The organism is Burkholderia cepacia complex sp. TUM26381 (assembly GCF_057439935.1).
In genome coordinates this window covers 2,409,099-2,435,754 of sequence record NZ_CM172006.1, presented here as the reverse complement: position 1 = coordinate 2,435,754, position 26,656 = coordinate 2,409,099, and the positions used below count along the sequence as shown (strand labels likewise).

General features: G+C 66.5%; 21 protein-coding genes and 1 tRNA gene. 17 read left to right on the top strand and 5 right to left on the bottom strand.

What is annotated here, in order from left to right:
* Positions 1-11: 11 nt before the first annotated feature.
* The 5 genes from ACWMMN_RS11390 to ACWMMN_RS11370 all read left to right on the top strand — a co-directional run bounded on the left by ACWMMN_RS11390 (position 12) and on the right by ACWMMN_RS11370 (position 6,555).
* Positions 12-1,388 carry a formimidoylglutamate deiminase gene (locus tag ACWMMN_RS11390; protein ID WP_174994622.1) on the top strand — a complete coding sequence of 459 codons (1,377 nt, stop codon included), beginning with the start codon at positions 12-14 and terminating at the stop codon, positions 1,386-1,388.
* A gap of 59 nt (positions 1,389-1,447) precedes the next feature.
* Positions 1,448-2,245 (top strand): N-formylglutamate deformylase, encoded by a 798-nt coding sequence (gene hutG / locus ACWMMN_RS11385; protein WP_059233682.1) that lies wholly within the window; start codon positions 1,448-1,450, stop codon positions 2,243-2,245.
* A gap of 739 nt (positions 2,246-2,984) precedes the next feature.
* Complete coding sequence (locus tag ACWMMN_RS11380; protein ID WP_059233683.1) at positions 2,985-3,791, top strand: gamma-glutamyl-gamma-aminobutyrate hydrolase family protein; 807 nt, start codon at positions 2,985-2,987, stop codon at positions 3,789-3,791.
* Positions 3,792-3,803: 12 nt separating this feature from the next.
* Positions 3,804-5,141, top strand: coding sequence for a glutamine synthetase family protein (locus tag ACWMMN_RS11375; protein WP_059233684.1), 1,338 nt, complete (start codon positions 3,804-3,806; stop codon positions 5,139-5,141).
* Between the two features lie 28 nt (positions 5,142-5,169).
* Positions 5,170-6,555: an aspartate aminotransferase family protein gene (locus ACWMMN_RS11370; protein WP_486422672.1), complete on the top strand. Its 1,386-nt coding sequence runs from the start codon at positions 5,170-5,172 to the stop codon at positions 6,553-6,555.
* A 163-nt stretch (positions 6,556-6,718) separates the two neighbouring features.
* On the opposite strand, the gene cysC is transcribed toward ACWMMN_RS11370, so the two are convergent.
* Complete coding sequence (gene cysC, locus ACWMMN_RS11365) at positions 6,719-7,261, bottom strand: adenylyl-sulfate kinase (protein ID WP_059233686.1); 543 nt, start codon at positions 7,259-7,261, stop codon at positions 6,719-6,721.
* 829 nt (positions 7,262-8,090) lie between these two features.
* On the opposite strand from cysC, the gene ACWMMN_RS11360 reads away from it, so the two are divergent.
* The 4 genes from ACWMMN_RS11360 to ACWMMN_RS11345 all read left to right on the top strand — a co-directional run bounded on the left by ACWMMN_RS11360 (position 8,091) and on the right by ACWMMN_RS11345 (position 10,678).
* Positions 8,091-8,951, top strand: a complete 861-nt coding sequence (locus tag ACWMMN_RS11360) for a hypothetical protein (protein WP_342702547.1) — start codon at positions 8,091-8,093, stop codon at positions 8,949-8,951.
* A 16-nt stretch (positions 8,952-8,967) separates the two neighbouring features.
* A complete protein-coding gene (locus tag ACWMMN_RS11355; protein WP_342702545.1) occupies positions 8,968-9,390 on the top strand; it encodes a hypothetical protein in 423 nt (140 codons plus the stop codon).
* Positions 9,391-9,498: 108 nt separating this feature from the next.
* Positions 9,499-10,251 (top strand): hypothetical protein, encoded by a 753-nt coding sequence (locus ACWMMN_RS11350; RefSeq protein ID WP_340624281.1) that lies wholly within the window; start codon positions 9,499-9,501, stop codon positions 10,249-10,251.
* Positions 10,241-10,678, top strand: coding sequence for a DUF4279 domain-containing protein (locus ACWMMN_RS11345; RefSeq protein ID WP_340624613.1), 438 nt, complete (start codon positions 10,241-10,243; stop codon positions 10,676-10,678). The genes ACWMMN_RS11350 and ACWMMN_RS11345 overlap by 11 nt, the downstream gene beginning before the upstream one ends.
* A gap of 252 nt (positions 10,679-10,930) precedes the next feature.
* Here the strand turns inward: ACWMMN_RS11345 and ACWMMN_RS11340 are convergent.
* Positions 10,931-11,005: transfer RNA gene (locus tag ACWMMN_RS11340), tRNA-Val, on the bottom strand.
* Positions 11,006-11,103: 98 nt separating this feature from the next.
* Entirely contained in the window at positions 11,104-12,006 is a 903-nt protein-coding gene (locus ACWMMN_RS11335) for a LysR family transcriptional regulator (protein WP_340624280.1), read from the bottom strand.
* A 173-nt stretch (positions 12,007-12,179) separates the two neighbouring features.
* Between ACWMMN_RS11335 and ACWMMN_RS11330 the strand changes: the two genes are divergently transcribed.
* From ACWMMN_RS11330 to ACWMMN_RS11320, 3 genes are all read left to right on the top strand, one after another.
* Positions 12,180-13,931: an acyl-CoA dehydrogenase family protein gene (locus ACWMMN_RS11330; protein ID WP_059233689.1), complete on the top strand. Its 1,752-nt coding sequence runs from the start codon at positions 12,180-12,182 to the stop codon at positions 13,929-13,931.
* Positions 13,928-15,145: a CaiB/BaiF CoA transferase family protein gene (locus ACWMMN_RS11325; RefSeq protein WP_059233690.1), complete on the top strand. Its 1,218-nt coding sequence runs from the start codon at positions 13,928-13,930 to the stop codon at positions 15,143-15,145. Before ACWMMN_RS11330 ends, ACWMMN_RS11325 begins: the two co-directional genes overlap by 4 nt.
* A gap of 88 nt (positions 15,146-15,233) precedes the next feature.
* The gene (locus ACWMMN_RS11320; protein ID WP_342702520.1) at positions 15,234-16,646 is read left to right on the top strand and encodes an MFS transporter; all 1,413 of its coding nucleotides are present in this window, start codon (positions 15,234-15,236) and stop codon (positions 16,644-16,646) included.
* 105 nt (positions 16,647-16,751) lie between these two features.
* Here ACWMMN_RS11320 and ACWMMN_RS11315 read toward each other — a convergent pair whose 3' ends face one another.
* The gene (locus ACWMMN_RS11315; protein WP_006478357.1) at positions 16,752-17,027 is read right to left on the bottom strand and encodes an oxidative damage protection protein; all 276 of its coding nucleotides are present in this window, start codon (positions 17,025-17,027) and stop codon (positions 16,752-16,754) included.
* 50 nt (positions 17,028-17,077) lie between these two features.
* Positions 17,078-18,457, bottom strand: a complete 1,380-nt coding sequence (argA, locus tag ACWMMN_RS11310) for an amino-acid N-acetyltransferase (protein ID WP_014896599.1) — start codon at positions 18,455-18,457, stop codon at positions 17,078-17,080.
* A gap of 23 nt (positions 18,458-18,480) precedes the next feature.
* On the opposite strand from argA, the gene hrpA reads away from it, so the two are divergent.
* From hrpA to ACWMMN_RS11285, 5 genes are all read left to right on the top strand, one after another.
* The gene (hrpA, locus tag ACWMMN_RS11305; protein WP_486422671.1) at positions 18,481-22,698 is read left to right on the top strand and encodes an ATP-dependent RNA helicase HrpA; all 4,218 of its coding nucleotides are present in this window, start codon (positions 18,481-18,483) and stop codon (positions 22,696-22,698) included.
* A gap of 180 nt (positions 22,699-22,878) precedes the next feature.
* Positions 22,879-23,868, top strand: coding sequence for a YVTN family beta-propeller repeat protein (locus ACWMMN_RS11300; protein ID WP_059233693.1), 990 nt, complete (start codon positions 22,879-22,881; stop codon positions 23,866-23,868).
* Positions 23,869-23,884: 16 nt separating this feature from the next.
* Positions 23,885-24,859, top strand: a complete 975-nt coding sequence (locus tag ACWMMN_RS11295; protein WP_174993537.1) for a sterol desaturase family protein — start codon at positions 23,885-23,887, stop codon at positions 24,857-24,859.
* Between the two features lie 111 nt (positions 24,860-24,970).
* On the top strand, positions 24,971-25,798 hold the full coding sequence (locus ACWMMN_RS11290; RefSeq protein ID WP_059233695.1) for an EI24 domain-containing protein: 828 nt from the start codon (positions 24,971-24,973) through the stop codon (positions 25,796-25,798).
* A complete protein-coding gene (locus ACWMMN_RS11285; protein ID WP_059233696.1) occupies positions 25,795-26,610 on the top strand; it encodes a competence/damage-inducible protein A in 816 nt (271 codons plus the stop codon). Before ACWMMN_RS11290 ends, ACWMMN_RS11285 begins: the two co-directional genes overlap by 4 nt.
* Positions 26,611-26,656 lie beyond the last annotated feature (46 nt).

Sequence of the window (26,656 nt, the reverse complement as noted above, 5' to 3'; positions counted from 1 at the left end):
AAGGACTCGCAATGACTGACACCATGTTGTTCGCGGACCATGCCTACCTGCCCGATGGCTGGCGCCGCAACGTGCTGCTGCGCTGGGATGCGGCCGGCACGCTGACCGGCGTGACGCCCGATACCGACGCGCCGGCAGGCATCGCGCGTGCGGCCGGGCCGGTACTGCCCGGCATGCCGAACCTGCATTCGCACGCGTTCCAGCGCGCGATGGCGGGACTCACCGAATACCGGGCGAATCCTGCCGACAGCTTCTGGAGCTGGCGCGACCTGATGTACCGTTTCGCGCTGAAGATCACGCCCGACGCGCTCGCGGCGATTGCGCGCTGGCTGTATGTCGAGATGCTCAAGTGCGGCTACACGTCGGTGTGCGAATTCCACTACGTGCATCACGCGCAGGATGGTTCGCGCTATCCGCAGATCGCCGAACTCGGCACGCGCGTGGTCGATGCCGCCCGTTCGGCGGGCATCGGCATCACGATGCTGCCGGTGTCGTACCAGTTCGCCGGCTTCGGCAACAAGCCGCCGCGCGAAGACCAGCGCCGCTTCATCAACACGCCCGACGGCCTGCTCGAACTGCTCGACACGATGCGTCGCGCGGCGCCCGAGCATGGCGGGCTGCGCTACGGCGTCGCGCCGCACTCGCTGCGCGCGGTGTCCGAGAACGGGCTGCGTGCGCTGCTCGACGGGTTGCCCGGCGATGCGCCCGTGCATATCCACATCGCCGAGCAGACGGCCGAAGTCGACGATTGCGTTCGCGCCTACGGCGCGCGCCCCGTACAATGGCTGCTCGATCGTTTCGATGTCGGGTCGCGCTGGTGCCTCGTGCATGCGACGCACGTCGACGCGGCCGAGACGGCCGCACTCGCGAAGCGTCGCGCGGTCGCCGGCCTGTGCCTGACGACCGAAGCGAATCTCGGCGACGGCGTATTCCCTGCCGTCGACTATCTCGCGCAGGGCGGCGTGATCGGCGTCGGTTCGGACAGCCACGCGTCGGTCGACTGGCGCTCGGAGTTGCGCCTGCTCGAATACGGGCAGCGGCTCGTGCACCGCGCGCGCAACGTGCTGGCGAGCGAGTCGCAGGCCCACGTCGCCGATCGCCTGTTCGACGCGTCGCTCGCGGGCGGCGCGCAGGCGAGCGGGCGGCGCGTCGGTGCGCTGCGCGAAGGCTGCCGCGCCGACTGGCTCGTGCTCGATCCCGACCATCCGGCGATCGCCGAACACGGCAGCACGGCATGGCTGTCGGGCATCGTGTTCGCCGAGCATGGCGAGACGCCCGTGCTCGACGTCTACACGGGCGGCGAACGCGTCGTGAGCGGCCGCCGCCATCGCGACGAAGCCGTCGCGTATGCCGACTATCGCGCCGCGCTGGCGCAACTGCTGCGCTGACGCGCGGCAACCGGCGCACGCCGCACGCGTGCGCCGGCGGACTCTTACGGTGAGGCGACATGACTGAACAACCGGCTGTATTCACGCTGAAGCAGGGCACGCTGCCGCTGCTGATCTCGATCCCGCACGCAGGCACGCACATCCCCGACGACATCGCCGCGACGATGACGCCCGATGCGCGCTTCGTCGACGATTGCGACTGGCATCTCGAGCGGCTGTATGGTTTTGCGGCCGACCTCGGCGCGTCGATTCTCGTACCGTCGCATGCGCGCTATGTCGTCGACCTGAACCGCCCGCCCGACAACGAGAACCTGTATCCGGGGCAGGACACGACGGGGCTCGTGCCGGTCGATACGTTCGACAAGGCGCCGCTTTATCCGGCGAATGCGCTGCCCGGCAACGACGAGATCATGCGCCGCCGCGACCGCTACTGGCTGCCGTATCACGGCGCGCTGCAGGGCGAGGTCGCGCGCCTGAAGCGCGAACACGGCCGCGTGCTCGTGTGGGAAGCGCATTCGATCCGCTCGCACGTGCCGCGTTTCTTCGAAGGCCGCCTGCCGGACTTCAATTTCGGCACGTCGAGCGGTGCGAGCGCGACGCCCGGTCTCGCGGAGGCGCTGGCTGCACGGGTGCTCGCGCACGGCAGCTATACGGCCGTCGCGAACGGGCGCTTCAAGGGCGGCTACATCACGCGCCACTACGGCGTGCCCGATACCGGTGTCGAGGCCGTGCAGCTCGAACTGTCGCAGATCACCTACATGGAAGAGACGCGCCCGTACGCGTACGACGAAGCACGTGCAGCGCGGATTGTGCCGCTGCTGCAGACGCTCGTCGAAACCGCGCTCGCGCATCGCTGAACGCGGGCCGCACGCGTGCGGCAGCGCGGCGGAGCAGGGGCGTCGCGATCCGTCGGTGCGCACCGTGCGAGCCGACGCAATGCACAAAACGGCATCGATCTCACGGATCGATGCCGTTTTTTTTGTCTTTTTTCGTCTGATCGATATCGTCATCCGCACCTGAAAATTTGACGCAATTTTTAGGTGATATAAGCTGAATGTCAGGAAGTCGTCACGCGCGCACCGGCGGCGAGGCCATCGACGATGGCTGTACTGCGCCGGCATCCGCTGCGAGACATCTTGCTGACGTGTCGCCGCGCAGCATTGCGACACGTGTCCTGCCTCCATCAGCCAGTCGAGTACGATCGTGAAAGCCGCCAGCCCTTCGATACGCCGGACGCGAAGTCCGTCGGCGGGCGCGCCGCCTCAGGCCGGGCCGAACCGGCGCCCTGATCGCGGCACGCGTGCCGCCCCGTTACGCGAACCTCGTTTCTTCGCCATTTCCCATCGCGGCCTGCGCCGCTTCAACCTCGTATCCGCGCACGTGTTCAGCGCGGTGCAGTGCGACGGCAGCGCATCGTTGTTGCCCTAGCGTCCTTTTCCGCATCCGTCCCGGGCCGCACCGCCTGTTGCCGCATCGTCCACGCGGCAGGATTGCGCATGCGCATCCGTTGCGCGATGGCGCGCGCAGGCGGCGCCTCCCCGGACCTTCATCGTTCCGCGCGCGAGCGTGTCGTGTGCGATTACCGGAGAGACGCCCATGCGCGCACGACCGATCGTAGCCGTCACCGCTGACCGTATCCTGCGCGGTGCGCATCCGAACCACACGGCAGGCGAGAAGTACCTTGCCGCACTCGTCGACGGCGCCGGCGTGCTGGCGTTCGTGCTGCCCGCGCTCGGCGCGCGGCAGCCGGCCGATGCGATCGTCGCGGCCGTCGACGGATTGTTGTTTACCGGCAGCTATTCGAACGTCGAACCGCATCATTACGGCGGTGACGCGAGTGCGCCCGATACGCTGCACGATCCGGCGCGCGATGCGACCGCGCTGCCGCTGATCCGCGCGGCGATCGACGCGGGCGTGCCCGTGCTCGCGATCTGCCGCGGCATGCAGGAACTGAACGTCGCGTATGGCGGCACGCTGCATCAGCGGCTGCACGCGACGAACGGCTTCGACGATCATCGCGAACGGCCCGCCGATCCGCTCGAACGGCAATACGGTCCCGCGCATGTCGTGCGACTCGCGCCGGGCGGCCTGCTGCAGCGGGTCGCGCGCGGCGCGCACGAGGCGACGGTCAATTCGCTGCACGACCAGGGCATTGCGCGTCTGGGCGCGGGGCTTGCCGTCGAAGCGAGTGCGCCCGACGGGCTGGTCGAGGCCGTCAGCGTGCGCGGTGCACGTGCGTTCGCGCTCGGCGTGCAGTGGCATCCCGAATGGCGCTACGCGGAACAGCCGCTGTCGCGCGATATTTTTGCGGCATTCGGCGCGGCGTGCCGCGCGCGCATGACGCACCGCCTTCATGCGGCCGGCGGCGCGATGCCGTCGCCGGCCGCATCCGACGTCGACTGAACGAGGCCGATCATGCAACCCGAACTGAGCGAATTCCTGCGACAGCACCGCATCACCGAAGTCGAGGCGATCATTCCCGACATGGCCGGCATCGCGCGCGGCAAGATCATTCCGCGCAACAAATTCGAATCCGGCGAATCGATGCGCCTGCCGCAGGCCGTGATGGTGCAGACCGTGACCGGCGACTATCCCGAGGACGGCACGCTGACCGGTGTGACCGATCCCGACATGGTGTGCGTGCCCGATCCGGCGACGATCTGCCTGATTCCGTGGGCCGTCGATCCGACCGCGCAAGTGATCCACGACTGCGTGCACTTCGACGGCTCGCCGGTCGAAATCTCGCCGCGCTACGTGCTGCGCCGCGTGCTCGACCTGTACAAGGAAAAGGGCTGGAAGCCCGTCGTCGCGCCGGAACTGGAGTTCTACCTCGTCGACATGAACGCCGATCCCGACCTGCCGCTGCGTCCGCCCGTCGGCCGCACGGGGCGCGCGGAAACCGGCCGCCAGTCGTATTCGATCGAGGCCGTCAACGAGTTCGATCCGCTGTTCGAGGATATCTACGAGTACTGCGAAATGCAGGGCCTCGATATCGAGACGCTGATCCACGAAGTCGGCGCTGCGCAGATGGAAATCAACTTCGTGCATGGCGACGCGCTGCCGCTGGCCGATCAGGTATTCCTGTTCAAGCGCACGGTGCGCGAGGCCGCGCTGCGTCACAACATGTATGCGACCTTCATGGCCAAGCCGATGGAAAACGAGCCGGGATCCGCGATGCACATTCACCAGAGCCTGGCGGACATGCACACCGGGCGGAACCTGTTCGCCGACGATGACGGCTCGGTGTCGCCGCTGTTCCACAGCTATCTCGCGGGGCTGCAGAAGTACACGCCGGCGTTGATGCCGATCTTCGCGCCGTACATCAATTCGTATCGCCGGCTGTCGCGCTTCATGGCCGCGCCGATCAACGTGCAGTGGGGCTACGACAACCGCACGGTCGGCTTCCGCATCCCGCAGTCGAGCCCCGTCGCGCGCCGCATCGAGAACCGGATTCCGGGCGTCGACTGCAACCCGTACCTCGTGTTCGCGGCGACGCTCGCCGCCGGCTATCTCGGGATGACGCAGCAGCTCGCGCCGACCGAGCCGATCGCATCGGACGGCTACGATCTGCCTTACCAACTGCCGCGCAACCTCGAAGAGGGCATTTCGCTGATGGCCGCGTGCGAACCGCTCGCCGGCATTCTCGGCGACAAGTTCGTGAAGGCCTACCTGGCATTGAAGGAAACCGAATATGAAGCGTTCTTCCGCGTGATCAGTTCGTGGGAACGCAGGCATCTGCTGCTGCACGTGTGAACGTGCGGCGCTGTTTTACGGAGGAAACATGACCGATCGAAACGAAGCTTTTCCGCCGCACTCGACCGCCGAATACCGTGCGCTCGACGCCGCGCACCACATCCACCCGTTCTCGGACATGGGCGCGCTGAACCGCGCGGGCAGCCGCGTGATCGTGAAGGCCGACGGCGTCTACCTGTGGGATTCGGACGGCAACAAGGTGATCGACGGGATGGCCGGTCTCTGGTGCGTGAACGTCGGCTACGGCCGCAAGGAACTCGCCGACGCCGCGTACCGCCAGCTGCAGGAACTGCCGTTCTACAACACGTTCTTCAAGACCACGCACCCGCCGGTGATCGAGCTGTCGGCGATGCTCGCGGAAGTGACGCCGGCCGGCTTCAACCACTTCTTCTATTGCAACAGCGGCTCGGAAGGCAACGACACCGTGCTGCGCCTCGTGCACCAGTACTGGCGCGTGCAGGGCAAGCCGCAGAAGAAGTACGTGATCTCGCGCAAGAACGGCTACCACGGCTCGACGATCGCGGGCGGCACGCTCGGCGGGATGGGCTACATGCACGAGCAGATGCCGTCGAAGGTCGAGCACATCGTGCACATCGACCAGCCGTATTTCTTCGGCGAAGCGCAGCCGGGCGAAACGCCGGAAGCGTTCGGTCTCGCGCGTGCGCAGCAGCTCGAAGCGAAGATTCTCGAACTCGGCGCGGAGAATGTCGCGGCATTCATCGGCGAGCCGTTCCAGGGCGCGGGCGGCGTGATCTTCCCGCCGTCGACCTACTGGCCGGAAATCCAGCGGATCTGCCGCAAGTACGACATCCTGCTCGTTGCCGACGAAGTGATCGGCGGGTTCGGGCGCACCGGCGAATGGTTCGCACACCAGCACTTCGGCTTCGAGCCGGACCTGATCACGATGGCGAAGGGCCTCACGTCGGGCTACGTGCCGATGGGGGCGGTCGGCATTCACGAGCGCGTCGCGCGGCCGATCATCGACAACGGCGAATTCAATCACGGCCTCACGTACTCGGGCCACCCGGTGGCGGCGGCCGTCGCGGTCGCGAACCTGAAGCTGCTGCGCGACGAAGGGATCGTCGAGCGCGTGAGGAACGATATCGGACCGTATTTCCAGCGGCGGCTGCGCGATGCGCTGGGCGATCATCCGGTCGTCGGGGAGATTGCGGGAGCGGGGCTGGTCGCCGGCGTCCAGCTGGCGCGCGACCGCGACCGGCGCGAGCGGTTCGGCGCGGACGCCGATATCGGCACGATCTGCCGCGACTTCTGCTTCAACGGCAACCTGATCATGCGTGCGACCGGAGACCGGATGCTGCTGTCGCCGCCGCTCGTGATTCGCGAAGCAGAAGTCGACGAGATCGTCGACAAGGCAAAGCGCGCGTTCGACGCGACGGCGGCGCGGGTGGGGTAGTCGTGAAGCGAGGTACCCCGCGCGGGTGCGATTGCGATCGTGCGCGGGGGCATACGGAATCTCGTTCGGACGGGATCTGAGGTCGGGCCGGCTTTCGAAGCGGCCCGTTCGGCGGCGGGCAGTGTGAGGTATCGCCCGGCAGCGAAATGACGGCAGGCAGCGGTTACGCAGTCGCGAAGCGCTGGCGCTCGAAATTCATCACGAGCGCGACCGATGCGGCGATATCGAGCGTTCCCGTATCCACGATCAGATCGGGGGCGGCCGGCACTTCGTACGGATCGGAAATGCCGGTAAATTGCGTCGTCTGGCCGGTGATCGCTTTTGCGTAAAGCTGCTTCGGATCCCGCGCGGAGCAGGTGGCAATATCGGTTTTCAGGTAGACCTCGACGAACCGATTCGACCCGATGATGTCTCGTGCCCGCTGCCGGTCGGCCTCGTACGGCGAGATCAGCGCGACGATTGCGACGATCCCCTGCCTGTTGAGCAATTTCGCGATTTCGGCCGTGCGGCGACAGTTTTCGGTACGGTCCTCGCGCGTGAAGCCGAGATCCGGCGAAACGCCTGCACGCAACTCGTCTCCGTCGAGGATGCAGACCGGCACATTGCGGGCGCGCAGCTGCCCGGCAATTTCGTGCGAGAGGGTCGACTTGCCGGCGCCACTCAAACCGGTCAGCCACAGGGTGTAGTCGTTGTTCTCTGATGACATGGGTATTCTGGTTCTATCGCCAGCTCATCATCGCAAGTCATGATTTCGTGCCGTAAATGCGATGCTGATTCGGCTGGCTGTTATATGGCGAAACGATTCTATGCATCCGAATTCGGACAAATGTTACATAACAATTACCAATAATTACAATCGCGGTTTTCCCTCTTTCGTATTGAAGGTTCCGTAGCTACACGATTGAAATTGATGGGCTTTTTGACGATGCAGGGTACGCTGGTCGCGCCGGCGTGCCTGCTTCCGATTGGCGAAAAGGGAATCGATCAGATGGTGAATGTCTTATTCGTCTGATTGTTCGCCAATGCGAATTGCCAATGTTGGGCGAATTGCGTGGCGTCGGTGGACAAGCGTTTGAGAAAGTGCACTTCGGCGAAGTGTGCCGATGTGAGGGATTGAATGGCGGCCGGAAAACTTCAGGGCGCCGGACGGGCTTGCCGGGGTGATGCCGGTGCCTGGTTGGATCGGAAATATGGTTGCCGGCAAAGGCGATGAATTTACCGCGGTTGTACGGGAAGGGAGTCGGCGGTGAGATTCCGCAATCGGGGCATAGGCTCCGAAGTAGGCAGTCGTGAAAGGGCGGCGAGCCAAAACGAAAAGGGCCTGCGTCGTGAGACGCAGGCCCTTGAATTCTTTGGTGGGCGGTACTGGGATCGAACCAGTGACCCCTGCCGTGTGAAGGCGCGTGGATGACCGAAAAGCCATGCGCGAAGAAGTGAGAATCACAATGAATCAATGACTTACGAATTTCCATCGAGCACGGTGATCTGCCTCTTTAGGCGATTTTCCGTGCTCTTTCCGTACGGAATCCGTAGTCATGAGCAAGCAAATTTCAATCATCAGCGCTGACGCAAGGGCGCGTTTGGCCGTCCGTCGCGAGCCGTATTGGTGTGTTCTTCGTAAGGGTCTGGCCGTAGGGTACAGGCGGGTTTCCGAGGGGGAGGGAACATGGATCGCCCGCCAGCGCGACGAGTCCACGGGCCGCCAGCAATACCAGTCGTTAGGGCATGTCGAGACATTCGAAGACGCGGCAACCGCCGCGCGGGAGTGGGCCGACACGGAGGCTCGCGGCGTGGTGCTGCTCGAATCGGTGAACGTTGAGCAAGCATGTAAGCGATATGTCGCCCGTCTGAGAGCAAACAAGCGCGATAAGACTGCGGACGATGCTGAGGCACGATTCGAAACGCACGTGTACAAAGCGCCGGTGGCTAAGGTGGCTCTGGACAAACTCACTAGCGTTCACATAAGCGACTGGCGCGACGGGCTGATTAAGAGGGCCAAATCGGACGATCTGGAAGCGATCCGCCGAGCCAAGGACACAGCCAACCGCCACCTGTCCTCATTCAAAGCAGCGATGAATCTCGCGTTCAAGGACGGCCTCTACGCGAGCGACGCAGCGTGGCGCAGGGTCAGCGCGTTCCGTGGCGTAGGGAAGGGCAGGCAAGGCTATTTGACTGTCGACCAAAGGCGCTCGCTCATCGTGGCGTGCGCGACTGATCTCGCAACATTCATCAAGGGGCTGCTGCACACGGCATCGCGACCCGGCGAGTTGATCAAGGTTCGTGCGTCGGACTTCAACGAGCGGCAAGGCACGTTGCAGTTGTCTTCCGCACTCTGGATCGATTCGCAGCTGTGCGCCAGAACAAGACCATATAACAACAAGCATTTATCAACTTAACTATGGAGTACGAAACATGAAGCTTAAATCCACGGACAAGCGCGTCAACCACGACACCATCTTTCGCGACACGCAGTTTCGTGAGCAACACCGCGCCCACTTCGATCAATACATCCGCCTTCGAGTAGAGGGCAAGGGCGCTCGCGCGGCGTTCGACATCGCCTTTGGAAGCTTGTTTGAGTTCTGCGGGATGCCGATTGGGTGGGCCGCGCACCTGGCCGACTGCGCCTTGTACAACGAAGTGGATGCCGCGATCCGTCTCGCGCCGGTTTCGAGTATGTGGAACGAACACAAGGCCACGCAGAATTTGGCTGAGATCGCCCAAGATCACACTGCACCAGCCAGCCAGCGCCTAAAGGCCATGAAGGAACTCCAACTGGTGGGCCAGTTCGGTCAGGTCGGTGCGGCTCACATCGAGAAGAATCGAACGAGGCATTGAAGCGAAGCCGTCCGGACACTCCTGCTAAAGTATCGGCTTTGAAGTGCTTGGCCTAACGTTGAGAGAGCAACGTTATGTCCTGCGAAGCCGATACGGAGAACGAGATTCATGGCTTCAGTGACAATTGATCTGGGTTTTGGAAAACGCGCTACGCTGACGCGCGCGGCGGGTTCTGGCAGTGCGAATCGGACGGCCAGCCAACGCAGCGATGTGTCTGACTTGATGCTGCACTGGCCGAAGTACGCGGGCCTTACGGGCGGAGCTTCCGACTACGTTCGAGAGCTAGGCCTGGGCTTTCATAGTAGCGATCCGGTTGCCGCGCTAAAGTCAGCCATAGAAGACGGGCGAGTGTCTGTGTCCATAGATCGACCGGTGGGTGGCGGCGGTGGCGGCTCTGCCGGAGGCTCTCCCACAACACCGCCTTTCCCAAAAGCCAACAGATTCGCCAGCGTGCCGGGAATGGCCGCGCTGCCGGTCGACAAGCCCATGCCGAGTTGGGCGACACCTAGTGACGTGTCGGCAGGCGGGTTGATGAGCTATCTGGAGGGCGTCGCAGGTGCGGGGGCGGGAGGTGCATCGGCCTTGCCGGGCGGCGCATCCTCCTTGCTTGGCGACGCGCAACCGTTCGATTACATCGGAGGCCAAGTCAGCGATAGCATCGAATCGCTCGCTGCCGCGACCAACAACCCGAACTTTGCGGCCAAGATGCTTGGGTACGATCGCAAGACATTCGGGCAGATGCTGCACATCCTGAAGCCAGCAAACGGCTTAGGGCCTGCCGACAATGTCATCTTCCATGACAGCGGAGATGTCGAGTTCAAAGGCGTAATTATTGACAACATCCATGACTATGCACCCTGACTCACCTACGCCTCCCGAAAGCGCGCTGGCACACGCGACGTTCATCATCTCGTCGGAGGACACGCACCCGGATGTGTGGACTGCATTCTTTGGCGTGTTCCCAACTCGGACGATTACGCGAGGAAAGCCCTATCTGCTGCCGTCTGGTCGCCTCAGCACCCGGCCGGGCAAGCTCAATCTTTGGGCGTTGGAAAGCAAGGCTGCTGTTCAAAGTGATAGGCTGGAGCCACACCTGCGTTACCTGATCGATCGCCTTTCGTTGCCGCGCGATGGCCTCCGGGAGCGAATCGAAAAGTCTGCCGCGCGGATGCGGTTCTTCTGCTACTGGGACAACGAAGCTGGTGATCGTGTCCCGTATGTGTCAGAGGACACCCGCAAGCTCATCGAATCGATTGGCGGTGTAGTTGAAATCGATGAGTATCGGTAGACGTGCTGGCGTGTGAGCAGGCCGGGAGGCGCGGTGCTTGAAAGGGTGGCGCGCCTCTGATTTGCGGCACGATGAGCCGAGAGGCACGAGCGCGCGAAAGCCCACCGGACTGCCGCGAAGTTCGATGTAAAACTAGGGAAGGGCTTGCTGCGGCCGGGACTGGCCTGAGAAGCTCACGTACAATTTCCGTATGACGTTCCGTACGCTTAGGTTACGAGACGCGTCATATCGGCCGTGAGTCATTGAATTCTTTGGTGGGCGGTACTGGGATCGAACCAGTGACCCCTGCCGTGTGAAGGCAGTGCTCTACCGCTGAGCTAACCGCCCAAAGAAGCTGAAATTATGTCAGAGCTTTTGGGGTTCGTAAAGCCCTTTCTGCAAATTTTTTTCAGGTACGCGCAAGAACCTGCCCGCCGTCCGCCGGCTCACCCCGCGAGCGCGGGCAGCGCGTCGATCGACGCACGCACGTAGTCGGCAAAGCGCAGCGCAACTGGTTCGGCGGCGCCGCTGCGTTTCAGCGCGAGCGTGCGCGATTCGAGCGACGCATCCTTCAGCGGCAGGAACGCGAGGCGGTCGCTTTTCGCCTGCTGCAGCACGCGTGGCACCAACGCGATGCCCATCCCGAACTCGACCATCGACAGGATCGTCTGCCACAGCCGCGCCTCATGGCGGATCAGCGGACTGAATCCCGCGTTCACGCACTGCGCGATGATCAGGTCGTGATAGTGCGGCGCGGCTTCGCGCGGAAACAGGATGAACGGTTCCGCCGCGAGCGCGGCGAGTGCGACCTGTCTGCGCCGCGCGAGCGGATGCGTGGCCGGCAGGCAGCACACGAACGGCTCGGCATAGACCGGCACCGATTCGACCTCGGGCGGGAAGTGGCCCCAGTGCGCATAGCCGAGATCGATCTGGCCGCGCTGGATCGCCTGCACCTGCGCGTGCGTGTTCATCTCGCTCAGCACGACCTCGACGCCCGGATAGTCGGCCTCGAAGCGCCGCACGGCGTCGGGCAGCCCGCGATACAGCATCGAATGAACGAAGCCGATCCGCAGCCGGCCCGCGAGGCCCGACGCGGAGCGCACCGTCAGGCGCTCAGCCTCGGCGGCCTGCAGCAGCAGCCGGCGGGCTTCGCCGAGCAGTACCTCGCCCGCGTTGGTCAGCGCGACGGTCTTGTTGGTGCGCGAGAAAAGCTGCACGCCGAGCGCGTCCTCGAACTTGCGGATGTCGAAACTCAGCGCCGGCTGCGAGATGAACAGGCGCTTCGCCGCGCGCCCGAAATGCAGCTCCTCGGCGACCGCGACGAAGTAGCGCAACTGCCTCAGTTCCACGATGTCTCCTCCCGGCGTCGGCATCGATAAGCGATATCTATCGTACCGGATAAATCCTGTATTGGACGCTTATCGATCGCGCGCCTACGCTCTGCGGAAGGCTTTGCGCGGGACTGGCCGGGCGCCGCAGCGGCGCCTCCAGCCGACGTGCAGGCAACCCAGGAGACGCACGCATGAACGACACCGCTCGCACGCCGGACGCCGGCGCATCCAACATCCCCGACAGCCGGGGGATCGATTTCTTTACCGCCGATCCCGATCTCGGCGCGTTGCTGAAGCTGCATCTCGGCGACGCGAACTATGCCGAACTCGAACCGCGGCTGCGCGCGCTCGGTGCGCGCGTGTCGGGCGAACTCGACGAATGGGCGTCGCGCGCGGACAAGCATCCGCCCGTGCTCGAGCATCGCAACCGGCGCGGCGAGGCCGTGCAGCGGATCGACAAGGATCCCGCGTATGTCGCGCTCGAGCGCGTCGCCTATGCGGAGCTCGGGCTCGCGTCGCTCAGCCACGGGTCCGAAACCGTGCCGCCGCTCGTCAAGTACGCGCTGACGTTCCTGTTCGTACAGGCGGAATTCGGGCTGTGCTGCCCGGTCAGCATGACCGATTCGCTGACGCGCACGCTGCGCCGCTTCGGCGATCCGGCGCTCGTCGCGCGCTACCTGCCGATGCTCGCGTCGCGTGATTTCGACACGCTGTACCAGGGCGCGATGTTCATGACCGAGCAGGCGGCCGGCTCCGACGTCGCCCGCATCGCGACGCGCGCGACATGCGAGACGGATGCGCGCGGCGAGACCGTCTGGCGCCTGACCGGCGACAAGTGGTTCTGCTCGAACGCGGACGCCGATCTCGCGATGGTGCTTGCGCGGCCCGACGGCGCGCCGGACGGCATCAAGGGCCTCGCGCTGTTCCTGCTGCCGAAGACGCTGCCGGACGGCACGCGCAACCGCTACCGGATCGTGCGCCTGAAGGACAAGCTCGGCAGCCGGTCGATGGCGAGCGGCGAGATCGCGCTCGAAGGGGCGCAGGCCTGGCTGATCGGCGAGACCGGCCGCGGGTTTCACCAGATGGCCGACATGATCAACATGTCGCGGCTGTCGAACGGCGTGCGCGCGGCGGGGCTGATGCGGCGCGCGCTGAACGAGGCGCTGCACGTTGCCGCGCATCGCGAGGCGTTCGGCCGCAAGTTGATCGAGATGCCGCTGATGCAGCGCCAGTTGATGAAGATGCTGCTGCCGGCCGAGGCGGCGCGCGCGATGTTCATGCAGATCGCGTTGCTGCTGCCGCAGGCCGACGCCGGTGACGAGCAGGCCGCGCGCTGCGTGCGGATCCTGACGCCGCTGATCAAGTTCCGCGCATGCCGCGACGCGCGTCGCGTGACGGGCGATGCGATGGAAGTGCGCGGCGGCACCGGCTACATCGAGGAATGGAGCGACGCGCGGCTTGTGCGCGATGCGCATCTCGGTTCGATCTGGGAAGGCACGAGCAACATCGTCGCGCTCGACGTCGCGCGGGCTGCCCAGCGCGAGCATGCGCTCGATGCGTTGCGCACGTTCCTGGGCGATCGTCTGGGTGCGGCGCCGCTGCCCGATGCGAGCCGCACGGCGCTGCGGCGGGTGCTCGGGCGCGCATGCGATGCGCTTGCGCGGGTTGCGGCGGAAGGCGACGACGCGCGCGTGCGGCAGGCCGCGTCCGCGTTGTATTACGCGAGCGCGGCCGTGCTGATGGCCTGCGAGGGCGCGCGGCTCGCGCCGGATTTCAGGCGCCTCGCGCTTGCGCACCTGATCGTGCGCCACAAGCTGCTGCCGGTCGATCCGTTCGCGCCGGTGTCGGGCGACGACGAATCGGCCGCGTCCGACGCGTTGCTGCGTGGCCTGCCGGTCGCACTCGACACGGCGCTCGACCTGCTGCCGGAGGTCGAGCGATGAGCACGACGAACGCGACCCGCGGCGCGCTGGACGGCCTGAAAGTCGTCGACCTGAGCCGTGTGCTCGGCGGGCCGTACTGCACGCAGGCGCTCGCCGATCACGGCGCGACCGTGGTCAAGATCGAGCCGCCTGCCGGCGACGAAACGCGCGGCTGGGGGCCGCCGTTCCTCGGCGATACGGCCTGGTATTTCATGGGCGTCAACCGCAACAAGGAGGGGCTCGCGCTCGACCTGTCGCGCGACGAAGGGCGCGCGATCCTGTGGCGCCTGCTCGAAGAGGCCGACGTGCTCGTCGAGAACTTCAAACCCGGCACGCTTGCACGCTGGGGGATGGACTACGCACGCGACCTGCAGCCGCGCTTCCCGCGCCTGATCCACTGCGCGGTGACGGGCTTCGGCGAAGACGGCCCGCTCGGCGGATTGCCGGGCTATGACGCCGTGATCCAGGCGATGGCCGGGCTGATGAGCGTGAACGGCGAACGCGATGGCGACGCGACGCGCATCGGCCTGCCGATCGTCGACATGGTCACGGGGCTCAACGCGCTCGCCGGCATCCTGCTGGCGCTGGCCGAGCGCGAGCGGAGCGGGCAGGGGCAGTCGATCGACATCGCACTGTACGACTGCGGCGTGTCGCTGCTGCATCCGCACCTGCCGAACTTCTTCGGTTCGGGGCGCGTGCCGGAACGCAGCGGCAACGCGCATCCGAACATCGCGCCCTACGACAGCTACCTCACGGCGACCGTGCCGATCTTCCTTGCGGTCGGTAACGACCGGCAGTTCGCGCGGCTCGTCGCGCATCTCGGTGCGCCGGCGCTCGCAAGCGATCCGCGCTTCGCCGACAACCGCAGCCGCTGCGCGCACCGGCCCGAGCTGAAGGCAGAGCTGGAAACGCGGCTCGCCGCGCACGCGTGCGAGCCACTCGCGCGCGACCTGATGGCGGCCGGCGTGCCGTGCGGGCCGGTGCGCACGGTGGCCGACGTCGCGCACGATCCGCATGCGCTGCACCGGAACCTGTTCGTCGAGATCGGCGCGTATCGAGGTACCGCGTCGCCGGTGAAGCTGTCGCGCACGCCGGCGACCTATCGGTCGCCGCCGCCCGCGCTCGGCCGCGACACGCGTGCAGTGCTCGACCGGCTCGGTATCGATCGCGCGCTTCAGCAGCAGTTGCTCGACGCCGGCGTGCTGAAAACGGCAACGGACCCGGCACCCGACTGACACGACGCCGCCGGCCGGCGGCGCGATGCCGGCCACCCGGGAAAGGCGCGCGCGAGTCGCGCCCCCGATCAACAACACGGAGACATCGATGAGCCGTCCGCAATCCCCTAGCGCCGCGCAGCCGCGGCCCGGTCGCGCCGCTTTCGCGGCGTTCGTCGGCACCACGATCGAGTGGTACGACTTCTACATCTACGGCACGGCCGCGGCGCTCGTGTTCGGCAAGGTGTTCTTTGCGAGCACGATGGACCCGGGCGTCGCGACGCTGCTCGCGTTCGTCACGTTCTGGGCCGGCTTCGCCGCGCGGCCGCTCGGCGGCATCGTGTTCGGGCATCTCGGCGATCGCGTCGGCCGCAAGACCGCGCTCGTGATCACGCTGGTGATGATGGGGCTCGCGACGACCGGCATCGGCCTGCTGCCCGGCTATGCGCAGATCGGCGTCTGGGCGCCGGCCGGTCTCGTCGTGCTGCGCGTGCTGCAGGGCATCGCGGTGGGCGGCGAGTGGGGCGGCGCGGTGCTGATCGCGAGCGAGAACGCGCCGAAGCATCGCAGCATCCTGTATGCGGCGTTCGCGCAGCAGGGCTCGCCCACCGGCAACCTGCTGGCCACGGCCGCGTTCTTCGCGCTGAGCGCGCTGCCGACGCCGTCGTTCCTGATGTGGGGCTGGCGCATTCCGTTCCTGCTGTCGGCCGTGCTCGTGATCATCGGCATGGTGATCCGGCTGAAACTCGAGGAGTCGGCCGACATGCAGCGCGTGCTCGCGCGCAAGCGCACGGTGAAGCTGCCGCTGCGCGAGGTCGTGCGCGATCACTGGGTGGTCGTGCTGCTCGCGGCCGGCACGCTGCCGGTGATCAACGTCACGTACTTCCGCAGCACGTTCGCGCTGTCGTGGGCGACGAAGGAACTCGGCTACGCGCAGGGCACGTTCCTCGGCATCCTGTCGATCTCGCTGGTCGTGCAGTTCCTGATGCAGCCGGTCGGCGCGTGGTTCGTGTCGAAGGTCGACATGCGGCGCGCGATGTGCTGGATCCTGATTCCGGAAATCGTGCTGATGCCCGTGATGTTTCATGCGCTTGCGACGCGTTCGTACGGGGTGGCCGTCGCGGGCATGTGCATCTCGACGATTCCGTCGGCGATGTTCTACGGCGCGGTCGGCGGCGTGCTCGCGCGCGTGTTCCCGGCGAACATCCGTTACACCGGCCTGTCGCTCGCGTACCAGCTGAGTGCGCTGGTCGTCGGCGGCGGCACGCCGGTGCTCGCGCAGGCGATCCTCAACGCGACGGGCAGCATCGTCGGCGTCGCGGTCGCATCGGGGCTTTATGCGCTCGTGTCGCTCGTCTGCATGCTGGCGCTGCTGAATCGCACCGGGTATCGCGCCGACGAATTGTCGACGGCCGAGCGCAGCGATGCGGCAGAATGGGGCACCGAAGGCGGAGGCGCCGAAAACGCGAGCGGGAGCCCGCAACAGCCGGGCGAAGGCGGCGCGCTGAAACCGGCGGGCTGACTCGCGCCGATCGCTCACCCCGAAAAGAAAAACGGCACCGTGCGAGACACGGTGCCGTTTTTCGTCGGATCGCGTGGCAGCCTGCCGGCGCCGCGCGTCACGTCGTCAGCCTTCCGTCGGCGGCACGTAGCCGGACGCCTGGTCCGCGCCGTCGCCGAAGAAGTACTTTTCCGTCTGCTTCATCAGGTACTGCCGCGCACGCGGGTCGGCCATGTTCAGGCGGTTTTCGTTGATCAGCATCGTCTGCTGCTTGAGCCAGCCCTGCCACGCTTCCTTCGAGACGCTCTCGTAAATGCGCTTGCCGAGTTCGCCCGGCAGCGGCGGGAAATCGAGGCCTTCGGCTTCCTTGCCGAGCTTCGCGCATTGGATCATTCGAGCCATCGTGTACTTCTCCTGTAATCGGTCTGGGGGGAGGGCAGTCGTGCCTGTGCTCAGAGCTGCTTCATCAGCACGAGCGACTTGCGCTGCCAGTTATAGAGTTTGCGGCGGTCTTCCGGCAGGTCGTCGACGCTGACCTTGACGAAGCCGCGCTTGAGGAACCAGTGCTCGGTGCGCGTCGTGAGCACGAAGATGTGCGTGAGGCCGCGCGCGCGGGCGCGCTGCTCGATGCGCTTGAGCAGGCGTTCGCCGTCGCCCGAGCCTTGCGCTTCCGGCGCGACCGTCAGGCACGCCATCTCGCCGATCTTCTCCTGCTGGTACGGATACAGCGCCGCGCAGCCGAACAGCACGCCATCGTGCTCGATCACCGAGAAGTGGTCGATGTCGCGTTCGATCTGGTGGCGGCCGCGGCGTACCAGCGTGCCGTCCGACTCGAGCGGCTCGATCAGCGACAGGATGCCGCCGACGTCGTCCGGCGTCGCTTCGCGCAGGCTTTCGAGGTTCTCGTACGAGATCATCGTGCCGACGCCGTCGTGCAGGAACAGTTCGAGCAGCATGCTGCCGTCGAGCGACTGCGGGATCAGGTGCGCCCGGGTCACGCCGCCGCGGCACGCGCGAATCGAGTGCTTGAGGAAGAATGCGTCGTCGCCCTGGACGTTGCCGGAATCGAGCAGCTCGGCGGCCGCGTCGAGCGACATTTCGCGCACCAGCTCGCCTTCGTCGTCGACGATGCCGGGCGCCTCGGTCAGGAAGATGATCTTGTCGGCGCGCAGCGCGATCGCGGCCGCCGACGCGACGTCTTCCATCGACAGGTTGAATGCTTCACCGGTCGGCGAGAAGCCGAGCGGCGACAGCAGCACGAGCTTGCGGCTCGCGAGCGAATGACGGATCGATTCGGCGTCGATCTTGCGCACGATGCCCGTATGCGCGAAATCGACCCCGTCGAGAATCCCCACCGGCCGTGCGGTCACGAAGTTGCCCGACACGACGCTGATGTGCGCGTGCGCCATCGGCGAGTTCGGCAGCCCCTGGCTGATCGCGGCCTCGATGTCGAGACGCACTTCGCCGGCCGCTTCCTTCGCGGATTCGAGCGCGCGCGCATCGGTGATGCGCAGGCCGTGCGAAAACTCGGATTCGACACCATGCAGGCTCAGCTGCTCCTCGACCTGCGGGCGCGAGCCGTGCACCAGCACGATCTGGATGCCCATCGCCTGCAGCAGCGCGATGTCGGACACGAGCGCGTTCAGCAGCCCCTGCTGCACCACCTCGCCGCCAAACCCCACGACGAACGTGCTGTTGCGGAACTTGTGGATATAGGGCGCGACGGAGCGCATCCAGTCGACGAACTGCGCGTGACTGGCGGCCGAATCGTCGGCGGCCGGCGGCGTCGCGGCGCCGGTCTGGGCGGGGGGGAGGTCGGTTTGGGAATTCATGGGCGGGATTATAATGCGCCCCCATGTCGAATGTTTCTAAAAGTCCCGCGCCGACGCGGGCCAATACGCCGTCGGCCCGGCACCCGGAGGGTGCGGCCGATGCACGCGAGCAGCAGGGCCAGCCGCCGCGCCAGCAGCACGAAAAGCCGGCGGGCACGCCGGCACACGCGCCGCGCGGGCCGCGCAGCGACGAACGGCGCGGCGATGCGCGCCCGCCTGCCGCGAAGGGCGCATCCGAGCCAACGGGCGAGCGCCCGCCACGCCGCGAGCGTCCGCCGCGCGCCGTCGTCGCGCCGAATCCCGTTCCGCCGATCACGTACCCCGAAAGCCTGCCCGTGTCGGGCAAGCGCGACGAAATCGCGCGCGCGATCGCCGGTCATCAGGTTGTCATCGTCTGCGGCGAGACCGGCTCGGGCAAGACCACCCAGTTGCCGAAGATCTGTCTGGACCTCGGCCGCGGCCTCGGCGCCGGCGGCACCGGCCTGATCGGCCATACGCAGCCGCGCCGGCTCGCCGCGTCGTCGACCGGCCGCCGGATCGCCGAGGAGCTCGGCACGCCGTTCGGCGAGGTGGTCGGCTACAAGGTGCGCTTTACCGACAATCTCGCGCCGGGCGCGTCCGTGAAGCTGATGACGGACGGCATCCTGCTCGCCGAGACGCAGGCCGACCCGCTGCTGAAGGCGTACGACACGCTGATCATCGACGAGGCGCACGAACGCAGCCTGAACATCGACTTCCTGCTCGGCTACCTGAAGGAAATCCTGCCACGGCGGCCGGACCTGAAGCTGATCGTCACGTCCGCGACGATCGACGCCGATCGCTTCGCGCGCCATTTCGGCACCGACGAGCGCCCGGCGCCCGTGATCGAGGTGAGCGGGCGGCTGTATCCGGTCGAGATGCGCTACCGCCCGGTGGCCGAGGATCGCCCGGCCGTGAAGAACGCCGAAGGCACGGCCGGCCGCGACCGCGTGAAGACCGCGCGCGAGGCCGAGCGCGACCTGATGGACGCGATCGTCGACGCGGTCGACGAGCTGTGCCGCGAAGGCTCCGGCGACGTGCTGGTGTTCCTGCCCGGCGAGCGCGAGATTCGCGAGGCGGCCGAGGCGCTGCGCAAGCACCATCCGCCGCACACCGAGATCCTGCCGCTGTTCGCGCGGCTCTCGGCGGCCGACCAGGACAAGGTATTCAAGGCGTCGAATGCGCGCCGGATCGTGCTCGCGACCAACGTGGCCGAAACGTCGCTGACGGTGCCGGGCATCCGCTATGTGGTCGACACGGGCCTGGCGCGCGTGAAGCGCTATTCGTACCGGAACAAGGTCGAGCAACTGCAGGTCGAGTCGATCTCGCAGGCCGCCGCGAACCAGCGCGCGGGCCGTTGCGGCCGCGTGGCCGACGGCGTCTGCATCCGCTTGTACGAGGAAAGCGACTACCAGGCGCGGGTGCGCTTCACCGATCCGGAAATCCTGCGCTCGTCGCTTGCGTCGGTGATCCTGCGGATGAAGTCGCTGCACCTGACGGCGATCGAATCGTTCCCGTTCCTCGAGCCGCCGCCCGGCCGCGCGATCGCGGACGGCTATCAACTGCTCAATGAACTCGGCGCGGTCGACGACGACAACGCGCTGACGCCGCTCGGCCGCGAACTCGCGCGGCTGCCGCTCGATCCGCGCGTCGGCCGGATGATTCTCGCCGCGCGCGACCAGCAGTCGCTGCGCGAAGTGCTGATCATCGCGAGCGCGCTGTCCGTGCAGGACCCGCGCGACCGCCCGATCGAGGCGCAGGAGCAGGCTGACCAGGCGCACCGCCGGTTTGCCGACGAGCGTTCCGAATTCCTGCAGTGGCTGAAGATCTGGGCGTGGTTCGAAGAGGCCGTCGCGCACAAGAAGTCGAATCGACAGCTCATTGACGCGTGCCGGCAGAACTTCCTGTCGCACCTGCGGCTGCGCGAGTGGCGCGACGTCCATTCGCAGTTGCTGACCGTCGTGCGCGAGCACGGCTGGCGCCTGAACGAAGTCGAGGCGACCTATGAACAGGTGCATCTGGCCCTGTTGACGGGCCTGCTCGGCAACCTTGGCCTGAAAGCCGACGACGATCCGCACTATCTTGGCGCGCGCGGGATCAAGTTCTACCTGTGGCCGGGCTCCGTGCTCGCGAAGAAGGCCGGCCGCTGGGTGATGGCGGCCGAACTCGTCGAGACGAGCCGGCTGTACGCGCGCTGCCTCGCGAAGATCGAGCCCGAATGGGTCGAGAAGATCGGCGCGCACCTGCTGAAGAAATCGCTGTCCGAGCCGCACTGGGAAAAGCGTCCGGCGCAGGTCAGCGCATACGAGCGCGCGACGCTGTACGGGCTGCCGATCTACCACCGCCGGCGCGTCGCGTTCGGCAAGCAGGATCCGGCGCGGGCGCGCGAGTTGTTCATCCGCGGCGCACTGGTCGAGGGCGAGTTCGACACGAAACTGCCGTTCTTCGCGCACAACCGCAAGCTGCTCGCCGACATCGAGCAGCTCGAGCACAAGTCGCGCCGCCAGGACGTGCTGGTCGACGACGAGCTGATCTACGCGTACTACGACCAGGCGATCCCGGAAGGGATCCACACGGGCGTCGCGTTCGAGCGCTGGTATCGCGACGAAGCGAAGAAGGGCGGCCAGGCGGAGGACAAGCAACGGCTGCTGTACCTGTCGCGCGACGACCTGATGCGTCACGAGGCGGCCGGCGTGACGACCGAGCTGTTCCCGAAACGCGCGACGATGGCCGGCGTCGAGATGGCGCTCACGTACCACTTCGAGCCCGGCACGCTGCGCGACGGCGTGACGCTCGCGGTGCCGTTGTATGCGCTGAACCAGGTCGACGCGCGCCGCTGCGAGTGGCTCGTGCCGGGGATGTTGAAGGAAAAGGTGCAGTTGCTGCTGAAGTCGCTGCCGCAGAAGCTGCGCCGGCACTGCGTGCCGCTGCCCGAATACGCGGCCGGCTTCGTCGAGCGGATGGGGCGCGAGCGCTTCGGCGCGGGCGGGCTCGTCGAGGCGCTGATCGCCGACGTGCGCGGCGAGACGCAGATCGCGATGAAGACGGCCGACTTCAAGCTCGAGACGCTGCCCGCGCACCTGTTCATGAACTTCAAGGTGGTCGACGAGCACGGCCGCCAGCTGGCGATGGGGCGCAATCTCGCGCAACTGCGCCAGGAGCTCGGCGCGCAGGCGCAGCAGCAGTTCCAGAAGATCGCGGCGGCGTCGACGATCGCGACCGGCGGCGAGGCCGACGCAGGCCAGCCGGCCGGCCAGGCGCCGGCGGTGGCTGCCCCGGCAGGCGCTGCCGGCGCTGCTGGCCGCCACGCGAAGGCGGGCAAGGGCGCGGCGCCGCAGACGGCCGCTCCGTCGGAAGGCGGCGCAACGGCGCTGTACGAGAACCTGACGACGTGGAATTTCGGCAAGCTGCCCGAGCTGCTGGAAATCCGCCGGCGCGGCCAGACGCTGTACGGCTATCCGGCGCTCGTCGACCGCGGCACGCATTGCGACGTCGAGGTGTTCGATTCGCCGGAAGAGGCCGCGCGCATCCACCGGGCCGGCCTGCGGCGGCTGTTCGCGCTGCAGTTGAAGGAGCCGATCAAGTTCCTCGAGAAGAACCTGCCGGGCCTGCGCGAGATGGCGATGCAGTACATGTCGCTCGGCACTCAGGACGAGCTGCGCGACCAGCTGATCGACACGGCGCTCGACCGCGCGTGCCTGCAGGACCCGCTGCCCGACGACGACGCGAGCTTCCACGCGCGCCGCGACGAGGGCCGGAGCCGCCTGAACCTGCTCGCGCAGGAAATCGCGCGGCTGGTCGGCCAGGTCCTGGCCGAATACGCGGGGCTCGTGAAGAAGCTCGCGCAGGCGAAGCCGTTCGCGCAGGCGCACGCAGACCTGCAGCAGCAGCTCGCCGCGCTGGTCGGCAAGCGCTTCGTGATCGACACGCCTTACACGCAACTGGCGCACTTCCCGCGTTACCTGAAGGGCATCGCGCTGCGGATCGACAAGCTGAAGGCCGATCCGGCGCGTGACGCGAAGCAGTCGGCCGACCTGCTGCCGCTCGCCCAGCAGTATCAGCGCGCGGTGTCGCAGCGCGGCGGCGTCGCCGACCCGCGGCTCGCGGAATTCCGCTGGCTGCTCGAGGAACTGCGGATTTCGCTGTTCGCGCAGGAACTGCGCACGCCGATGCCTGTCTCTGTCAAGCGTCTGCACAAGGTCTGGGAGTCGATGCAGCGCTAGCGCAACATCGGTTTCCCGGGCACGCCCCGGCGGCCGGCCCCGGCCGGCCGCGCGGCGCCTGCCGCGGCGGCTCATCCGGCCGCCGTGGCGTGCGTCGAAGTGGCGCAATGCCGGCCGCCGTCAACCGGTGCGGCCGGTTGAACGTTTTACAATGACGGTTGTTCCTCGACGTGAGTCTTCATGCGCACTTTCCTTTCCCTCGGCCGCACGCTCGCGCTGGCCGCCGCCGTACTGGCGCCCGCCGCACACGCGAATAACGTGATCGTCCTCAATTCGGCCGAAGCGACGCTTTCCCTGATCGACCAGCAGACCCGCGAGGTCGTCAGCACGATGCCGACCGGCAAGGAGCCGCATCACCTGATGGCGACGCCCGACAATGCGTCGCTGATCGTCGCAAATTCGGTCTCGAACAGCCTGATGTTCCTCGATCCGAAGACGGGCAAGCTGCAGCGCACCGTCGAAGGGATCGACGATCCCTACCAGCTCGGCTTTTCGCCGGACCGCAAATGGTTCGCGGCGGCCGGCCTGCGGCTCGACCGCGTCGACATCTACGGTTACGACGGCCGCGACCTGCGCCTCGTGAAGCGCGTGCCGCTCGCCGTGATGCCGAGCCACCTTGCGTTCACGAAGGACAGCAAGACGCTGCTCGTGTCGCTGCAGGTGTCCGGCGAGATCGCGGCGATCGATCTGCCGACGCAGACGGTCAAGTGGAAGATGAAGGTCGGCAAGGTGCCGGCCGGCCTGTGGCTCACGCCGGACGACAAATTCCTGCTCGTCGGGATGACGGGCGCGGATTACGTCGCGGTCGTCGACTGGCGCAACCAGAAGGTCGTCAAGCAGATCTACACGGGCAAGGGCGCGCACAACTTCCGCTCGCTCGCCGACGGTACGCACGTCGCGGTGACGAACCGGGTCGCGAACACGATCAGCATCATCGACGAGAACACGCTCACCAACGTCGGCGACATCACCGGCCTGCTGCCGGGCCCGGACGACATGGAGCTGTCCGCCGACAAGAAGACGCTGTGGGTGACGTTCCGCTTCGCGAAGAAGGTCGGGATCATCGACCTGGCTTCGCGCAAGCTGGTGCAGACGATCGCCGTCGGCCGCTCGCCGCACGGCATCTACTTCTACGACCGCGCGCCGTGGAAGGCGGCGAACGGCGCGTGACGGGCGGAGGCGAACGATGCTGCACCTGATCGATGCGTTCGTGTCGGACATCCAGACCTGGCTGTACGTCGACGTCGTGCAGCCGCTCCTCTTCAAGTTCAACCTGATGGACTATGACGAGGACACCTACGACGCGCTGTACTGGGTGATCATCGGCGCGCTGCAGATGGTGCTGATGTTCGCGTTGCTGCGCCCGCTCGAGGCGCTGCTGCCGGTCGAACGCTGGAAGAACCGCCGCGCGGTGCGGGTCGACGTGATCTACACGGCGATCTCGAAGCTCGGCATCTACACGCTGTTCTTCTTCTTCGCGCTGCAGCCGGTGTTCGACAACTTCCAGGCGTGGCTGCGCCTGCACGGCGTCGCGAACGTCAACCTCGACTATCTGTGGCCGGGTGTGACCTCGAAGCCGATCATCGCGTTCGCGATCTACCTCGTCGTGCTCGATTTCGCCGGCTACTGGTATCACCGCTGGCAGCACAAGTTCGGCATCTGGTGGGAGCTGCACGCGGTCCATCACAGCCAGCGGCAGATGTCGCTGTGGTGCGACGACCGCAACCACCTGCTCGACGACGTGCTCCAGTCGTGCTTCTTCGCGGCGATCGCGCTCGTGATCGGCGTGACGCCGTCGCAGTTCGTCGTGCTGACCGCGTTCACGAACTTCATGCAGAGCATCCAGCATACGAATGCGCGCCTGTCGTTCGGCTGGCTCGGCGAGCGCCTGCTCGTCAGCCCGATCTTCCACCGGCGCCACCACGCGGTCGGCTACGGTCACGAAGGCACCAAGTACGGCTGCAACTTCGGCGTGCTGTTCCCGTGGTGGGACATGATGTTCGGCACCGCGTCGTGGAGCCGCACGGTCGAGCCGACCGGCATCCGCGAGCAGGTCGAGGGCGTGTCCTACGGCGAAGGCTTCTGGTCGCAGCACGGCCTCGCGTTCGTGCGGATCTTCCGGCGCCTGTTCCCCGCCAAGCGCGGTGCGGCGTCCGCCTGACGCGATCCCGCTCCCGTTGAACGGCATTCCCACACGGCCCGCATGCGCTTCGGCGCATGCGGGCCGTGTGGTTTATCCTTTCTCCGTTTTTCTCCGTCGATACAGGCTCGCATGAACGACTTGCTGCGCTCTTTCGTCCGGGCGCTCGCCAGCGCGCTGCACCCGCGCATGCTGTGGCTCACCCTGATGCCGTTCGTCGTCTCGGCGCTGCTGTGGGGCGCCGTGCTGTGGTTCTCGTGGCAGACGCTGCTGGATCTCGCGCGCGGCGCGCTCGACGGTTTCGTGCTGACGGCGATGCTGTATCGCGCGTTCGATGCGATCGGCATGTCGCAGCTGCATGCGGTCGTCGCGCCGTTCGTGGTCGTGTCGCTCGCGATCCCGCTGATCGTGCTGACGGTGCTGCTGCTGATCGCGACGATCTCGATGCCGGTCGTGATCAAGCACCTGTCGAACCGGCAGTTCGCGGCGCTCGAATCGAAGCGGGGCGGCACCTTCTTTGGCAGCGCGTTCAATTCGCTCGGCGCGGCGCTCGTCGGCGTCGTGCTGCTGGTCGTCACGATCCCGCTGTGGCTGATTCCGCCGTTCTTCGCGCTGCTGCCGCCGGTGATCTGGGGCTGGCTCACGTACCGCGTGATGACCTACGACGCGCTCGCGCTGCACGCGAGCCGCGACGAGCGCCGCGCGCTCGTGCGGCAGCACCGCTGGCCGCTGATCGGCATCGGCGTCGCGACCGGGCTGCTCGGCACCGTACCGACCTTCGTGTGGGTCTCGTCGATCTGGATGATGGTGCTGTTTCCGTTCGTCGCGGCCGCCATGATCTGGGTATACGCTTTCATCCTCGTCTTCTCGGCGCTGTGGTTCGGGCACTACTGCCTGCGCGCGCTGGAGGACCTGCGCGCGCGCTCGCGCGCCACCGCAATCGACATGGGGCAGGCATGAGCATCGGCATCATCATCATCGGCGACGAAATCCTTTCGGGCCGCCGGCAGGACAAGCATCTGGCGAAGGTCATCGAGCTGCTCGGCGCGCGCGGCCTCGCGCTCGACTGGGCCGAATACGTCGGCGACGATCCGGCGCGCATCACCGCGACGCTCGCGCGTGCGATCGCGTCGGGCGACATCGTGTTCTCGACCGGCGGGATCGGCGCGACGCCGGACGACCATACGCGCCAGTGCGCGGCCGCTGCGCTCGGCGTGCCGCTCGAACTGCATCCGGAAGCGAAGGCGCTGATTTCGGAACGGATCCGCGAAACGCACACCGATGCGGCCACGCCGGTCGACTTCGAGTCGCCGGAGAATCAGCACCGCTTCAACATGGGCGTGTTCCCGGTGGGCGCGACGATCATCCCGAACGGCTATAACCGGATTCCGGGCTTCTCGGCCGGCGACCTGCACTTCGTGCCGGGTTTCCCGGTGATGGCGTGGCCGATGATCGAATGGGTGCTCGACACGAAGTACGCGCATCTGCATCACGCGACGCCGCATGCAGAGCGTTCGCTGTACGTGTTCGAGCTGCCGGAATCGACGCTCACGCCGCTGATGGAGCGCATCGAGCGCGATTTCCCGGGCGTGCGCGTGTTCAGCCTGCCGAGCGTCGGCGACGCGGAGCGCGGCGGGATCTATGCGCGCCGTCACATCGACCTTGGCGTGAAGGGCGAGCCGGAAGCCGTCGCGGCCGCGTTCGTGAAGCTGCGCGAAGGCGTGCACCTGCTCGGCGGCGACGTCGTCGAGCCCGGCACGCCGCGCGCCTGAGCGGCCCGCCAGGCGACCGCACCAACGCTACGGGCCGCGCAATGCG

Bases quoted from the DNA above. Each gene is read 5' to 3' on its own strand.
- ACWMMN_RS11390 (WP_174994622.1), top strand. From the start codon at position 12: ATGACTGACACCATGTTGTTCGCGGACCATGCCTACCTGCCCGATGGC.
- hutG (WP_059233682.1), top strand. From the start codon at position 1,448: ATGACTGAACAACCGGCTGTATTCACGCTGAAGCAGGGCACGCTGCCG.
- ACWMMN_RS11380 (WP_059233683.1), top strand. From the start codon at position 2,985: ATGCGCGCACGACCGATCGTAGCCGTCACCGCTGACCGTATCCTGCGC.
- ACWMMN_RS11375 (WP_059233684.1), top strand. From the start codon at position 3,804: ATGCAACCCGAACTGAGCGAATTCCTGCGACAGCACCGCATCACCGAA.
- ACWMMN_RS11370 (WP_486422672.1), top strand. From the start codon at position 5,170: ATGACCGATCGAAACGAAGCTTTTCCGCCGCACTCGACCGCCGAATAC.
- cysC (WP_059233686.1), bottom strand. From the start codon at position 7,261: ATGTCATCAGAGAACAACGACTACACCCTGTGGCTGACCGGTTTGAGT.
- ACWMMN_RS11360 (WP_342702547.1), top strand. From the start codon at position 8,091: ATGAGCAAGCAAATTTCAATCATCAGCGCTGACGCAAGGGCGCGTTTG.
- ACWMMN_RS11355 (WP_342702545.1), top strand. From the start codon at position 8,968: ATGAAGCTTAAATCCACGGACAAGCGCGTCAACCACGACACCATCTTT.
- ACWMMN_RS11350 (WP_340624281.1), top strand. From the start codon at position 9,499: ATGGCTTCAGTGACAATTGATCTGGGTTTTGGAAAACGCGCTACGCTG.
- ACWMMN_RS11345 (WP_340624613.1), top strand. From the start codon at position 10,241: ATGCACCCTGACTCACCTACGCCTCCCGAAAGCGCGCTGGCACACGCG.
- ACWMMN_RS11330 (WP_059233689.1), top strand. From the start codon at position 12,180: ATGAACGACACCGCTCGCACGCCGGACGCCGGCGCATCCAACATCCCC.
- ACWMMN_RS11325 (WP_059233690.1), top strand. From the start codon at position 13,928: ATGAGCACGACGAACGCGACCCGCGGCGCGCTGGACGGCCTGAAAGTC.
- ACWMMN_RS11320 (WP_342702520.1), top strand. From the start codon at position 15,234: ATGAGCCGTCCGCAATCCCCTAGCGCCGCGCAGCCGCGGCCCGGTCGC.
- ACWMMN_RS11315 (WP_006478357.1), bottom strand. From the start codon at position 17,027: ATGGCTCGAATGATCCAATGCGCGAAGCTCGGCAAGGAAGCCGAAGGC.
- argA (WP_014896599.1), bottom strand. From the start codon at position 18,457: ATGAATTCCCAAACCGACCTCCCCCCCGCCCAGACCGGCGCCGCGACG.
- hrpA (WP_486422671.1), top strand. From the start codon at position 18,481: ATGTCGAATGTTTCTAAAAGTCCCGCGCCGACGCGGGCCAATACGCCG.
- ACWMMN_RS11300 (WP_059233693.1), top strand. From the start codon at position 22,879: ATGCGCACTTTCCTTTCCCTCGGCCGCACGCTCGCGCTGGCCGCCGCC.
- ACWMMN_RS11295 (WP_174993537.1), top strand. From the start codon at position 23,885: ATGCTGCACCTGATCGATGCGTTCGTGTCGGACATCCAGACCTGGCTG.
- ACWMMN_RS11290 (WP_059233695.1), top strand. From the start codon at position 24,971: ATGAACGACTTGCTGCGCTCTTTCGTCCGGGCGCTCGCCAGCGCGCTG.
- ACWMMN_RS11285 (WP_059233696.1), top strand. From the start codon at position 25,795: ATGAGCATCGGCATCATCATCATCGGCGACGAAATCCTTTCGGGCCGC.